The following is a 12,672-nucleotide window of genomic DNA, read 5'->3' as shown; positions in this document are numbered from 1 at the left end:
CCGCCCGAGTGCCCGCGCCCCGCCCGTCGTCTGATCGATCGCCCCTTCCCGATCCTTCAGACAACGGACCTTCCTCGTCATGCCTTCCCTTCACCGGGCCGTGCCGCGCGCCGCCCTGTCATCGCTCCTGCTCGCCTCCAGCTCAGGCCTCCTCACGCCGGCCCTCGCCCAGGCGCCCGAGGGCGCGACCACCCTGTCCGAGATCAGCGTCGCCGGCAGCGGCGGCGCACCGAACCCGGCGGAGCGGGCCGGCTCCCTCACCGTGCCGAGCGTGGCCGCCCAGCGGGCGGCGGTGAACGCGACCGTCGGCTCCGTCGCCTTCGTCGATGCCGCCTCCTTCCGGAACCGCTACGCCAACACCGTACGCGACGTGCTGAAGGACGTGCCCGGCGTGTTCGTGCAGGAGCGCTACGGCCAGGAGATGCGGCTCTCGGTCCGCGGCTCCGGCATCGCCCGCGGCTTCCACGTCCGCGGCATCGAACTCTTGCAGGACGGCATTCCGCTCAACCTCGCCGACGGCAGCGGTGACTTCTACCAGATCGATCCGCTGAGCCTGCGCTCCGTCGAGGTCTACAAGGGCGGCAATGCCCTCACCTTCGGCGCGACGACGCTCGGCGGCGCGGTGAACTTCGTGACGCCGACCGCCTACACCGCCTTCGCGCCGAACATCCTGCGGATCGACGGCGGCAGCTTCAACACGATCCGCGAGCATTTCCAGTTCTCGCGCATCGCCGGCCCGGCCGATTTCCTGATCTCGGGCACGCTGACCAATTCCGACGGGTATCGCGATCACGAGACCCAGCGCACGCGCAACTTCAACGCCAATCTCGGCTACAGGCTGGCACCGGGCGTCGAAACACGCTTCTTCGTCGGCTTCTACGACACCGACCAGAAGCTGCCCGGCACGCTGTCGCTGTTCGACGCGCTCAACAATCCCCGCATCGCCAACCCGACGGCGATCAGCGGTAACCAGTCGCGCAAGGTCACCACGGAGCGCATCGCCAACCGCACCTCATTCGAGCTCGATGTCGGCCGGCTCGACATCGATTCCTGGGCGATTCACAAGAACCTCTACCACCCGATCTTCCAGGTGATCGACCAGGACGGCTGGACCTACGGCATCAGCCCGCACTGGGCCGGCAGCTTCGACATCGCCGGCTACCGCAACGATCTGATCTTGGGCCTGCGGGCCTTCGCGGGCGTCAATCAAGCGCTGCAATTCGCGAATGTCTCGGGACTGCGCGGGGCGCAGACGCTCAACGCGCTCCAGAGCGCCTCGAATTACGAGGCCTATGCCGAGAACCGGTTCTGGTTCCTGCCGGACGTGGCGCTGATGACCGGCGCCAAGCTGTTCTCCTCGAACCGCACCTACAGCAACAAGGGCGGGCTGCCGGCGAGCCCCACGGCACGCTTCGGCAATGTCACCTACGACGGCATCAATCCGAAGCTCGGCCTGCTCTGGCAGCCGCTGCCGGACATCCAGGTGTTCGGCGACATCACCCGCTCGCGCGACGTGCCCGACTTCTCCGACCTCGCCCAGACGAACATGCTGGGCACCACCTTCGTGCCCCTCGAAGCCCAACGCGCCTGGACCTACGAGGCGGGCACCCGCGGCCGCATCGACCGGCTGGCCTGGGACGTGACGCTCTACCGGGCGGAGATCCGCGACGCGCTGATCAATTTTACGATCAATCCGGGGCTGAACATCCCGGCGGCGACCTTCAACGCCCCGCGCACCCGCCACCAGGGCGTCGAGGCCGCCGTGACCCTCGACCTCGCCCAGGATCTCACCGGCCTCGGCGACCGGCTCAGCCTGACGCAGATCTGGACCCACAACGACTTCCGCTTCGTCGGGGACCCGGTCTTCGGCAACAACCGCATCGCCGGCGTGCCGGTCGACGTCCTGCGCACGGTGCTGGGCTATGCCCATCCGAGTGGGTTCACCCTCGCCCCGTCGGTCGATTGGGTGCCGGAGGGCGCCTTCGCCGACCACGCCAACACCCTGAAGGCACCGGGCTACGCGCTGTTCAACGTCCAGGCGAGCCTCGACTTCGCCAACGGCGTCTCGCTGTTCGTGGATGCCCGCAACCTGACGGATGCGCGCTACATCTCCGACATCGCGGTGGTGACCAATGCCGCGACCGTCCCGGGCGGGCCGCTGGCCTTCTATCCGGGCAACGGGCGCAGCGTGTTCGGGGGCGTGCGGGCCTCGTTCTGACGGCGACGGACCGCCCTCTTCGTCGGCCAAGGCTTCGCCTCGTGCGCAGCCTTGGCCTCGCGGCGGTAGGGAGAGAACGGAGATCGGCCGCGCGCCGGACGAGATCCTTCAGGCCGCGAAGGCGTTTCTCAATACTGGACCGTCGCGCGCAGCCCCAGAACGCCGGCATTGCGCACGCGGCGGCCCTCGGGATCGCGCGGGTTGGCGATGCCGCCGCCGGGATGCAGGATCAGCTGCACATCGGGCTGCACGGTGAAGCCCGGCACCACCACCGCCTGATAGGTCGCCTCGATCACCGTCTCCGCCCGCCGACGCGGCATCGGCATGCCGGTCACGACGATGGTGTCGATATCGGCCCGGCGCGCATCGTCGGAGAGGCGGGCATGCGCCAGGCTGATGCCGACGGTGTCGTCGTCGCGGCCGTCGAACAGCCCCTTATAGGCGAGGCCGGTATCGAGATAGGCGGAGACGAGGCTGGAGCGGGTCGGCGACCACGCCGCCCGCACGAAGAAGCCGAGGCCCTCGTCGTCCTTGCCGGATTCCCGGTAGAGCGTCTGATCGTAGATCGCGTAGATCCCGGCATTGCCGCGCAGGCGGCGGCCGATGCCGGTGGAGTTCGGATCGGCGAGCGACAGGCCGGTATTGTCGAGGCGCAGGGATTCGAAGCGCCCGAAATGCTGCCAGCCGCCCAGGGTGATGTCGCCGGGCAGCGCCTTCGCCCCCTGCTCGGTGTTGAAAGCGTAGGTCGCCTCGGCCACGACGAGGGCCGGGTCACGGGTGCGGAAATTGGTGCCGGTGCGGTCGAGGCGCTGTGCCTCCGGGTCGTCGCCGGGGCGGTTGGCGCCGGCCGGATCGCCGTCATAGAGCCCGGCCTGGAGCGAGAACCCGTTGCCGGGCACGTATTTGGCGCGGATGGCGGGTGCCGCGAGCGGGTAGGCCGGGCCGCCGCTCGGGAGGTCGAGCCCGGTGATCGCCGGCCAGCCGAAGGTCGCGTTCACGAACAGGGTCGCGGTCTGGCTGACGAAGAACTCGGTATCGGCCGCCTGCTGGCCGATCCGCAGCCCGAGCGTGCCGTCGAAGAGCTGCTGGTCGAACCAGAGCACGTAGAGGCGGGAGGAGGGCAGCGCCTCGATCACGCTCGTGGTGAGGAGGTTGCCGACATAGTAGCGCGACAGGCCGGTGCCGTGGATGAAGTAGGCGTTGGCGTGGACGGTCGCACCGTCCCAGCCGGCCAGCCGTTGCAGGTCGAGATTGAGCCGCAGATTCAGGCGGTCCTCGACGATCGCGCCCTGGCGGATGCCGCCGACCGGGTTGCCGAGGAGATCGGTGATGTAGGTGAGGCTGTACTCGATGCCCTGCCGCTTCAGCAGGGGCCGCAGCCCGAGCGGATCACCGAAGGAGCCGAGCGAGGGCTCGATCGAGCGGACATAGCCGCCGGAGGCCTGGCTGGTCGATTCCGGCTGGGCCACCGAAACGCGCGGGTCGCCGCCCGCCCCCTCGAAGACCGGCCGCCCGGTCGGCTCGGCGGCCGCCGGCGGGCAGGCGAGCGCCGTCGCGACGAGGACGGCGGACAGAGCGCCTGAGACGGGGCGAGACAAGGAGACTCCCTGCGGCGAGCGATGCGGCGTGAGCTTACGGCCTCCGAACGGGCCCTGCCAGGGGACGGCGGCCTCACGGCGCATGTCCCGCTGTTGCGTTGTCCGGCGGCGACAGGCCTCTCAAGCCGCGCTGGTATCCAGCGCCCGCAAGTTGGCCACCAGCTCCGAGAACCCATCCCCCTGAATCAGCACGTGGCGGCGGAGTTGGTCGGCCGCCGCGAGGCCGTCCCCCGCCAGGATCGCGGCGACCACCGCCTCATGCTCGGCGAGCGATTGCCCCACCCGATGACGCGCGCGCAGCTGCAGCCGCCGGTAGGGCGAGAGGCGGCGGTGCAGCGCGAGCGCCTGCCCGCAGAGAAAATCGTTGCGGCAGGCGCGGTAGATCACCGTGTGGAAGACGTAGTTCTCGCCGTAATAGGCCTCCGGATCGCCGGTCGCGGCGGCCTGGACGCAGGCGGCGAGGGCCGCCTTCAGCTCGGCCTCTAATTCCGGCGTGAGACGCCGCGCCGCGAGCCGACCGCAGGCAGCCTCCAGCTCCGCCATGGTCTCGAACATCTCGAGCAGATGCCCCGGCTCCGGGGCGCTCACCACCATGCCCCGGCGCGGCTTGGTCTCGACCAGCCCGGTGGCGGCGAGTTGCAGCAGCGCCTCGCGGATCGGCGTGCGCGAAACCCCGAACCGCTCGGCGAGCTGCGTCTCGTCGAGCCGCGCTCCGACGGCGAGGCGCCCATCGACGATCTCATCCTCGATCGTCTGCCTGAGGCGCTGGGTCTGGCTCGTTGCAGTTTTCATGGATCGGCAGAGCGTCCAACGTTTTCAGGCTCAGCCATATTCCAGGCCGTTGACAAAATATGCAAGATAGCGCGATCTTGTATATTATGGTGCGCTGCAAGAATATTGTGCGGCACACAAAAAATTAGAGAAACGTCGCGCCAGGCGGATCCGAGGGCGTGGTGGCGACGAAAAAAACTCGGAGGGGAAATGCCATGACGCTGAACCGCCGCCACCTGCTCGCGGCCGGGCTTGCCGCGCCTGCCCTGCTGAAACTCGGCGCCGGCCCGGCCCGGGCCGCGACGACCCTGAAGCTGTCGCATCAATTCCCCGGCGGCACCGTCGACGAAGGCGATTTCCGCGACCGGATGTGCCGGAAATTCGCCGCCGCCCTGCAGGAGCGCTCGAAGGGCGCGCTGGAGGTGCAGGTCTATCCCGGCTCGTCGCTGATGAAGACCAACGCCCAGTTCAGCGCCATGCGCAAAGGCGCACTCGACCTCTCGCTCTATCCCTCGCCCTATGCCGGCGGCGAGGTGCCGGAGCTGAATATCGGCCTGATGCCGGCCCTCGTCCCCTCCTACGCGCAGGCCGTCGCCTGGAAGGACGCGCCGGTCGGCCGCAAGCTGACCGAGATCCTCGACGCCAAGGGCATCGTGCTGGTCTCCTGGGTCTGGCAGGCGGGCGGGGTCGCGAGCCGCGAGCGCCCGCTGCTGACCCCCGACGACGCCAAGGGCATGAAGGTGCGCGGCGGATCGCGCGAGATGGACCTGATGATGAAGCAGGCGGGCGCGGCCACCCTGTCCCTGCCCTCGAACGAATCCTACGCCGCCATGCAGACCGGCGCCTGCGATGCGGTGCTGACCTCCTCCACCAGCCTGATCTCGTTCCGCCTGGAGGAGATCTCCAAGGCCCTGACCTCGGGGCGCGAGCGCTCCTACTGGTTCATGCTGGAGCCGATCATGATGTCGAAGATCGTCTTCTCCGGCCTGCCGAAGGACAGCCAAGATCTGATCATGGCGGTCGGCGCGGAGCTCGAAGGCTTCGGCCAGGAGGGGGCGAAGGCGGACGACCTCAAGGTCGAGCAGGTCTTCGGCAAGGCCGGGGCCAAGGTGGTCCACATGGACGAGCCGACGCTGGGCAAATGGCGCGACATCGCCCGCGACACCGCCTGGAAGGATTTCTCGAACAAGAACGCGAGCTGCGCCGAACTGCTCAAGCTGGCGGAGAAGGTCGCGTGAGCCACGCCTTCGACGCGGCCTCGGCCGCCTCCGAGACGCCCAAGGCCGAAGAGCCCCGGATCCCCGGCCCGCTCGGCCTCATCGACCGGGCGACCCGCAGCCTCAACCACCTCATCCTGGTCTGCGGCGGCATCGCCCTCGTCACCGCCTGCCTCGTACTGAGCTACTCGGTGGTGATCCGCTACGTCCTGCACGAGCCGACCGAGTGGCAGGACGAGACCGCCGTGTTCCTGATCGTCGGCGCGACCTTCCTGTCGGCGGCGGGCGTGCAGGCCAAGCGCGGCCACGTCGCCATCGAGGCGCTGACCGGGCTCCTGCCGGCCGGCGTCAACCGGCTGCGCCTGCTCCTCGTCGATGCGGTCAGCCTCGCCTTCGTGGTCTTCTTCGCCTGGAAGAGCTGGAGCCTGTTCCACGAGGCCTGGGTCGACGGCCAGATCTCGCAATCGACCTGGGGGCCGCCGCTCTGGATCCCCTATCTGCTGATGGCGGCGGGCATGAGCCTGCTCGGCCTCCAGCTCGTCCTCCAGATCGCGGAAGCCCTGCTCTACGGCCCCCGCGCCGCCGGCTGGGCCAAGCCGAAGATCGGCGTGGGCGCCGATCTCAACCGCGACATGCGCGACCGCCCCGACCTGACGCCCGAGGGCCCGGATCCGATGGGCCGCACCACCGCCACGGGCCAGACGGGACAGAAGGGACTGCGCGCATGAGCACCGCCGCGATCGGCTTCCTCTATGCCGGGGCGACCCTGGGGGCGATGCTGTCGGGCATCCCCATCGCCTTCGCCCTCGGCTTCGTGGCCCTGGCCTTCATGTACGCGTTCATGCCCGCCGCCTCGCTCGATACGGTGGCGCAGAACGTCTACGAGGAGATGGCCTCGATCACCCTGCTCTCGATCCCGCTCTTCATCCTGAAGGGCGCGGCGATCGGCCGGAGCCGGGCGGGTCAGGATCTCTACTCGGCGATGCATGCCTGGATGCACCGCATCCCCGGCGGTCTCGGCATCGCCAACGTCTTCGCCTGCGCCCTGTTCGCGGCGATGGCCGGCTCCTCCCCGGCCACCTGCTCGGCCATCGGCTCGGCCGGCATCCCGGAGATGCGGAAGCGCGGCTACTCGCCGGGCTTCGCCGCCGGGATCATCGCCGCCGGCGGCACGCTCGGCATCCTGCTGCCGCCCTCGATCACCATGATCCTCTACGCGGTGGCCGCCGAGCAGTCGCTCGGGCGCCTGTTCCTCGCCGGCATCGGCCCGGGCTTCCTGCTGGTCGCCCTGTTCGCCGGCTGGTCGGTGTTCCGCTTCCGCTCGGAATTCGCGGCGGCCAAGCGCGCCTATGAGCGGGACGGCACGCAGCACCCGATCCTCAAGGAGGAAGCCTACAGCATGCGCGAGCGCTTCTCGACGCTGCCGCGGGTGCTGCCCTTCGTGGTGCTGCTCACCGGCGTCATGGTCGCGCTCTACGGCGGCTATGCCACGCCCTCCGAGACGGCGGGCCTCGGCGGCCTGCTGGCACTCGCCTTGATCGCGGTGATCTACGGTGTCTGGCGCTTCCGCGATCTCGATCCGATCCTGACCGCGACGCTCAGGGAATCGACCATGCTGATGCTGATCATCGGCATGTCGCTCCTCTACGCCTACGTGATGAGCTACCTCCACATCAGCCAGGCGGCGGCCCAGGCCATCGTCGCGATGCAGCTCTCACCCTGGCTCCTGCTCGCCACCATCCTGGCGCTGGTGATCGCGCTGGGCTTCTTCCTGCCGCCGGTCTCGATCATCCTGATGACGGCGCCGATCATCCTGCCGCCGCTCAAGGCGGCCGGGTTCGACCTCGTCTGGTTCGGTGTGGTGATGACGATCACCATGGAGATGGGCCTGATCCACCCGCCGGTGGGCCTGAACATCTTCGTCATCAAGAACATCGCCCCCGACATCCCGCTCAAGGACATCATCTGGGGCACCCTGCCCTTCGTGATCCTGATGGCGGTGGCGATCGTCGCGCTCTGCCTCGTGCCGGGCATCGCCCTCTGGCTGCCCGACCTGCTCCTGCCATCGACGCGCTGACGGCCCAAACTTCCGGGTTCGTTGAAAACCAGAACCCTCCGCGCCCTGCGCGGAGGGTTAATCGTTCGTCGCCTCAAGGGATAAAACCCGTCTTAACTGTCTGGCGCGCACAATCACGACCCTACAGCCGCTTCCGGCGCCGGACGGGAGACGATCCGTGACGAAGACTGTCACTGAGACGAAACTCGCGGCGGACGAGGCCGCCGTGCCGCCGCTCAGCTCCGGCGTGCGTCGCCACCTCGGCAAGAGCCTGCGCAGCCACTATGCCGGATGCCTGACCGAACCGGTCGGCGAACGCCTGGAGGCGCTGATCACCCGCCTGACCAAGTCACAGAAATAGCCTGCCGCACCCGGCGATGGTCCCAGCCGCTTCGGAGCGGCCGGGGCGGTATGGTTGGTGCGAGGACGTGGATGCGGTCGGGACGCTCAGTCCAGCGCGACGGCGACGAGGGAAAACAGACCGGCCAGCAACAGGTTGCAGGCGATGAGGACGACGACCGTCATGGATGCGCTTCACGGCTGAAGGGGATCGGGAAAAGCGGAGGGACCGGTGAGGACGTCGCCGGGCTCGGAGCGTCTAGCCGGGAAACTTGACGATTGTATTCATCCCGGCCGGTTGCGGCGCGGGCGGGACCCGGAAAGCCGAAGCCGATGCAGAATGGCCACAAGCGCCTGTCTCGGCCGCCGCACTTGAACCGAGGCTGAATTCTTTCAATTCCCGGACTCAGTCTTCGTGGCCGAAGCCGTGCGAATCCGGGGCAGCCGGGCTGCCTCGCCGCAATATCGTCAAGATTTCATTAACGCATAACGGCTCGCGACGTCCCGTTTCGAGACAGGACCCGGCCATGATCTCGCTGAGCGATTCCCTGCTGACCGCCGCCAGCCTGCTCGGGCTCGGTGCAGCCGCTGTCCCAGTGCGGAGTGCAACGGACGCCCCTGCCTTCGGGAGCTTCGCCGCGCAGGACCTGCTCCTGCTCGGACCGGAGAAGAACCTGTCGCCGGATGAGGCGGAGGCGGACGATCCCTTCTTTATCGCCATCGCCGAGGCCCTGCGCGAGGCGGGCTATCTGGATTCCTGAAAACCCGTTGATTAAGCCAGCCTGACACACCGCCCTCGCGGGCGCTCAGGAAGGCCGCTCCACCGCATGTCCGCACATCCCGCCGTCTCGCCCGACGTGCTCGCCGCGGTCGGCGGCACGCCCCTGATCCGGCTGCGCCGCGCCTCCGAAGAGACCGGCTGCACGATCCTCGGCAAGGCCGAGTTCCTCAATCCCGGCTTGTCGGTGAAGGACCGGGCCGCCCTGTCGATCGTGCGGGATGCGGAGGCGCGCGGGCTGATCCGGCCGGGCGGCACCATCGTCGAGGGCACGGCCGGCAATACCGGCATCGGTCTGGCGCTGGTCGCCGCCGTGCGCGGCTACCGCACGGTCATCGTCATCCCCGAGACCCAGTCGGCGGAGAAGAAGGAGACGCTGCGTCTGGCCGGCGCCCGCCTCGTCGAGGTGCCCGCGGTCCCCTTCGCCAACCCGAACAACTACGTCCATGCCGCCCGCCGCCTCGCCGAGCGGCTGGCGCAGACGGAGGAGGCCGGCGCCTTCTTCGCCGACCAGTTCGACAACACCGCCAACCGCGCCGCCCATATCGAGACGACCGGTCCCGAGATCGTGGCGCAGACCGGCGGCACGGTCGACGGCTTCGTCTGCGCCGCCGGCACCGGCGGCACGCTCGCGGGCGTGGCCGAGGCCCTGCGGGCGCAAAAGCCGGGGGTGACGATCGCCCTGTCCGATCCGGAAGGGTCGGCGCTTCACGCCTACTACACCACCGGCACGCTCAAGGCCGAAGGCTCCTCGATCACCGAGGGGATCGGCCAGGGCCGCATCACGAAGAACCTCGAAGGCTTCAAGCCCGATCTCTCCTTCCGGATCCCGGATGCGGAGGCGCTCGGCATCATCTTCCGCCTGATGCGCGAGGAGGGGCTGTCGCTCGGCGGCTCGTCGGGCATCAACGTGGCCGGCGCGATCCGCCTCGCCCGGGAACTCGGGCCCGGCCACACCATCGTGACGATCCTCTGCGACGGGGCCGCGCGCTACGCCTCGAAGCTGTTCAACCCCGCCTTCCTGACGGAGCGCGGCCTGCCGGTGCCGGGCTGGCTCGGGCAATCCGGCGAGGCCCTGCCCGATTGGCGGGCCTGATGAGCGGGTCGGCCGGTGAAAACCGAGCCGACTGAACGAATATGCGATGTGAAGCGTTGCTGTCGGCGCTCAAGCAACGGTGTTTGAGCGGTTCGGAGACGGCCCGTCGATGCTCACCACCATTCTGCTCATCCTGCTGATCCTGCTGCTGTTCGGCGGTGGCAACTTCTACGGTGGCGGGCGCTTCCGCGGGCCGGGCTTCGGGCTCGGCGGCATCCTGCTCATCGTCCTCATTGTCCTGCTGGTGACGCACCGGATCTGATCCGCGTGCCCCTCACCGCTCGCAGGTGATGGGCACGATCGCGCCGAGATGGGGCGCCGACGCTTCGCCGAGCGTGGCCGCGACGGCAGGTTCCGTCGCCGCGGCCGGGGCCGGAACGCCGCTCTCCGCCAGGAAGGCGGCCACGGCCTTGGCCGGCACGATGGCGTAGCTCGTCGGCGGCATCACGCCCGCGACCAAACGGGGTGCGGCGGGGAAACGGCTGATCAGCCCCGCGAGGCGGCCCGACCGGTCGAGCACGGCCGCGCCACCCGCGCCGGGCTGAAGCGGCGCGAACACGCCTCCTTCGCCGGCAGTACCGGGGGCGACACTCGCCGCCCCTCGCGCCTGTGCGCCGAGCACGAGCAACCTGTCGCCAGGAGCCGGGGCCTCCGCGCGCAGGGACGGGACCGATCCCCCCGACGGAAGCCCTTCCGCTCTCAGCAGCACGAGGCTCCCGGCCGCATCGCGTCGCTCGACCTTGGCCGGCGCACCGCCGACGCGCGGGGCGGCGCAGGCCTCCAGGGCGGAGGCCACCGTCAGCACCCGTCCATTCCCGAGCTTGAGACCGGTCGCGGCGGCACGCGCCACGGCCGGCGGCCCCGACAGCGGTGGCAGGGCCGGGGAGCCGGCCAGACCGGGGCCGGGTTTCGGCGCCGCGACGGCAGCCTCCTTGGGTGCCTCCTTGGGAGCCTCCTTGGGAGCCTCGTCGGGAAACGGCACGAAGCTGTTGGCGATGGCGATGACGAAGCGTTCCACCGTCCCCGCCAGCGCCTTGTCGTAGCCGATGGCGAAGCCTCGGACCGCCCCCGCCGGATCGACGGCGTAGCGCAGGTAGGACCGTCCGGTCGCCGTCTCGGCGGTGACGACGAAAAATTCCGGCTTCTTCAGCTTGTAGGTGACCTTGCGGCCGGGATTGGCCGCGACGGCCCGCTCGAACAGGGTGTCGAGGCTGGTCTCCTGCGGCGGAAAGGATTTGGTGTCGAGGGTCACACGCCCATCCGCGCTCTGCCAGCGGGTGCCGCCGGGGATCGTTGTGCGCTTCTGCAGCAGCGCCTCGGGCACTCCGATCACCGTCCCACTGACCGCATCCGCCTGAACCCGGAAGCGCGCCGCCCGGCGCGCTTCCTCGGCCTCCCGCATCAGCGCCGTGCGCTCCGGCGGCGTGAGCAGGCCGGTGGGGGCCACGCCCTTGCGCGTCTGGTAGGCCTGAATGCCCTCGAAGCTGCGCCGCCCGAAGGCTCCGGTGGTCACGCCGTTATAATCGCCGGCCCAGACCAGGGCGTCCTGCACATTCCGCCGCTCCGCCTCGGGCAGAGCCTCGAAGGCCGCGCGCGCCGCCTCCAAGGCCGGATCGGGCGCGGGCTGGGCCGGGGTGACTGGCTTCGGCCGGGCGGGCGGCGCCTGCGGAGCCGGCATCTGGGCGAGCACCCCGGTGGAGAGCCCCGTGGCGAAGCAGGCCGTGAGCAGGGCCGGCATGCCGGTGCGAAGCGTCGTGATCCGTCTCGTCATGGCCGCCAGTCCGATTCGGTGGGCGAAGCACCCAGCGCGCCGCCGATGATGCCAGCGGGCCTGCGCCCCTCACAAGCCGTGACGAGCGGATCCATGGACGCTCCGGCTCCGCGCCACAGCTGTCAGCACGAGGATGTGGACGACATTCAGGAGCGAACGGCGTTGCTGGCTCAGTTCGGATTGTACGGCGCGGCGGGGTTCGCCGGGATCGCCTTCGTGGTCCGGCAGGCGGTCAACGGCAACCTGAAGGTGCCCCTCGGCTCCGGCCTCTGAGGCGGCTTCGTCAACTTCACCGTCGGCGGGATGACCATCGGCCTCCTCGCCCTGGCCCCGCGCGAACCGTTCTCCTCTCTCGACGCAGCGGCCCGGGCGCCGTGGTATGACTGGATCGGCGGCCTGTTCGGCACCCTCGACATCGTCGGGGCGATCCTGCTGATCCGCACCTCAGGGTCGCCGTCATCGCTCTTCTCGTCGTCGGCCAGATGCCGATGTCGCTCGCGCGACCATTTCGGCGGCCTCGGCCTGCCGGTCTAAGCGTTCGGTGCGCCCCGACTCGGCGGAGCGCTTCTCCTCTTCGTCGTCGTTCTGATCTGCGCGTCCTGACGGGCGGGCGAAAGCCCCCAGCCAAGCGTTGCGGCCGCCGCGACAAGTGGTAGCTTGCCGGCCGCGCGCGAAGACGTCGAGACGCGCGCCGGACGAGGGGAAACGCGCGATGTCCCAGAGCAACCGTCTCGGGCGCCTCTGTGCGGGGATGCTGACTGCCACGCTCTTCGCGATCCCCGCATCGGCGCAAGCCCCCCGCCCCGCCGCGCCGCCGCGATCCGCCAC

12 protein-coding genes and 1 pseudogene are annotated in these 12,672 nt (G+C 69.5%); 10 read left to right on the top strand and 3 right to left on the bottom strand.

All coding sequences use genetic code 11. From position 1 onward, the window contains the following. Nucleotides 1–79: 79 nt before the first annotated feature. A complete protein-coding gene (locus MZTS_RS16050; RefSeq protein ID WP_192284619.1) occupies nucleotides 80–2,218 on the top strand; it encodes a TonB-dependent receptor family protein in 2,139 nt (712 codons plus the stop codon). A 128-nt stretch (nucleotides 2,219–2,346) separates the two neighbouring features. Here MZTS_RS16050 and MZTS_RS16045 read toward each other — a convergent pair whose 3' ends face one another. Next, nucleotides 2,347–3,816, bottom strand: coding sequence for a carbohydrate porin (locus tag MZTS_RS16045; RefSeq protein WP_378739821.1), 1,470 nt, complete (start codon nucleotides 3,814–3,816; stop codon nucleotides 2,347–2,349). 120 nt (nucleotides 3,817–3,936) lie between these two features. Continuing rightward, nucleotides 3,937–4,608, bottom strand: coding sequence for a GntR family transcriptional regulator (locus MZTS_RS16040; RefSeq protein ID WP_192284618.1), 672 nt, complete (start codon nucleotides 4,606–4,608; stop codon nucleotides 3,937–3,939). Between the two features lie 194 nt (nucleotides 4,609–4,802). Here MZTS_RS16040 and dctP point away from each other — a divergent pair, with 194 nt between their 5' ends. The 7 genes from dctP to MZTS_RS16005 all read left to right on the top strand — a co-directional run bounded on the left by dctP (nucleotide 4,803) and on the right by MZTS_RS16005 (nucleotide 10,335). Then, nucleotides 4,803–5,825 carry a TRAP transporter substrate-binding protein DctP gene (gene dctP, locus MZTS_RS16035; protein ID WP_192284617.1) on the top strand — a complete coding sequence of 341 codons (1,023 nt, stop codon included), beginning with the start codon at nucleotides 4,803–4,805 and terminating at the stop codon, nucleotides 5,823–5,825. Further along, nucleotides 5,822–6,532, top strand: a complete 711-nt coding sequence (locus tag MZTS_RS16030; RefSeq protein WP_192284616.1) for a TRAP transporter small permease subunit — start codon at nucleotides 5,822–5,824, stop codon at nucleotides 6,530–6,532. The genes dctP and MZTS_RS16030 overlap by 4 nt, the downstream gene beginning before the upstream one ends. After that, complete coding sequence (locus MZTS_RS16025; protein ID WP_192284615.1) at nucleotides 6,529–7,881, top strand: TRAP transporter large permease; 1,353 nt, start codon at nucleotides 6,529–6,531, stop codon at nucleotides 7,879–7,881. Before MZTS_RS16030 ends, MZTS_RS16025 begins: the two co-directional genes overlap by 4 nt. A 157-nt stretch (nucleotides 7,882–8,038) precedes the next feature. Continuing rightward, nucleotides 8,039–8,221: a hypothetical protein gene (locus MZTS_RS16020; RefSeq protein WP_192284614.1), complete on the top strand. Its 183-nt coding sequence runs from the start codon at nucleotides 8,039–8,041 to the stop codon at nucleotides 8,219–8,221. A gap of 505 nt (nucleotides 8,222–8,726) precedes the next feature. Continuing rightward, on the top strand, nucleotides 8,727–8,960 hold the full coding sequence (locus MZTS_RS16015; RefSeq protein WP_009864194.1) for a hypothetical protein: 234 nt from the start codon (nucleotides 8,727–8,729) through the stop codon (nucleotides 8,958–8,960). A gap of 66 nt (nucleotides 8,961–9,026) precedes the next feature. Continuing rightward, nucleotides 9,027–10,073, top strand: a complete 1,047-nt coding sequence (locus MZTS_RS16010) for a cysteine synthase A (protein WP_009864193.1) — start codon at nucleotides 9,027–9,029, stop codon at nucleotides 10,071–10,073. Between the two features lie 109 nt (nucleotides 10,074–10,182). Further along, nucleotides 10,183–10,335, top strand: coding sequence for a DUF3309 family protein (locus MZTS_RS16005; protein ID WP_192284613.1), 153 nt, complete (start codon nucleotides 10,183–10,185; stop codon nucleotides 10,333–10,335). A gap of 12 nt (nucleotides 10,336–10,347) precedes the next feature. Here the strand turns inward: MZTS_RS16005 and MZTS_RS16000 are convergent, their stop codons facing one another. Beyond that, on the bottom strand, nucleotides 10,348–11,844 hold the full coding sequence (locus MZTS_RS16000; RefSeq protein WP_210329325.1) for a peptidoglycan-binding protein: 1,497 nt from the start codon (nucleotides 11,842–11,844) through the stop codon (nucleotides 10,348–10,350). A gap of 93 nt (nucleotides 11,845–11,937) precedes the next feature. Here MZTS_RS16000 and MZTS_RS25260 point away from each other — a divergent pair, with 93 nt between their 5' ends. Then, a complete protein-coding gene (locus tag MZTS_RS25260; protein WP_246482136.1) occupies nucleotides 11,938–12,117 on the top strand; it encodes a hypothetical protein in 180 nt (59 codons plus the stop codon). A gap of 18 nt (nucleotides 12,118–12,135) precedes the next feature. Continuing rightward, a pseudogene (locus MZTS_RS25255) lies at nucleotides 12,136–12,378 on the top strand (DMT family transporter); the annotation flags it as partial. Nucleotides 12,379–12,672 lie beyond the last annotated feature (294 nt).

Source organism: Methylorubrum zatmanii, assembly GCF_014845115.1.
Classification (GTDB): Bacteria; Pseudomonadota; Alphaproteobacteria; order Rhizobiales; family Beijerinckiaceae; genus Methylobacterium; species Methylobacterium zatmanii.
The sequence above is the reverse complement of the archived record's forward strand: the minus strand, read 5'-3'. Positions and strand labels throughout refer to the sequence as shown.

Bases quoted from the DNA above. Each gene is read 5' to 3' on its own strand.
- MZTS_RS16000 (WP_210329325.1), bottom strand. From the start codon at position 11,844: ATGACGAGACGGATCACGACGCTTCGCACCGGCATGCCGGCCCTGCTC.
- MZTS_RS16025 (WP_192284615.1), top strand. From the start codon at position 6,529: ATGAGCACCGCCGCGATCGGCTTCCTCTATGCCGGGGCGACCCTGGGG.
- MZTS_RS16040 (WP_192284618.1), bottom strand. From the start codon at position 4,608: ATGAAAACTGCAACGAGCCAGACCCAGCGCCTCAGGCAGACGATCGAG.
- MZTS_RS25260 (WP_246482136.1), top strand. From the start codon at position 11,938: ATGGACGCTCCGGCTCCGCGCCACAGCTGTCAGCACGAGGATGTGGAC.
- MZTS_RS16050 (WP_192284619.1), top strand. From the start codon at position 80: ATGCCTTCCCTTCACCGGGCCGTGCCGCGCGCCGCCCTGTCATCGCTC.
- MZTS_RS16015 (WP_009864194.1), top strand. From the start codon at position 8,727: ATGATCTCGCTGAGCGATTCCCTGCTGACCGCCGCCAGCCTGCTCGGG.
- MZTS_RS16010 (WP_009864193.1), top strand. From the start codon at position 9,027: ATGTCCGCACATCCCGCCGTCTCGCCCGACGTGCTCGCCGCGGTCGGC.
- MZTS_RS16005 (WP_192284613.1), top strand. From the start codon at position 10,183: ATGCTCACCACCATTCTGCTCATCCTGCTGATCCTGCTGCTGTTCGGC.
- dctP (WP_192284617.1), top strand. From the start codon at position 4,803: ATGACGCTGAACCGCCGCCACCTGCTCGCGGCCGGGCTTGCCGCGCCT.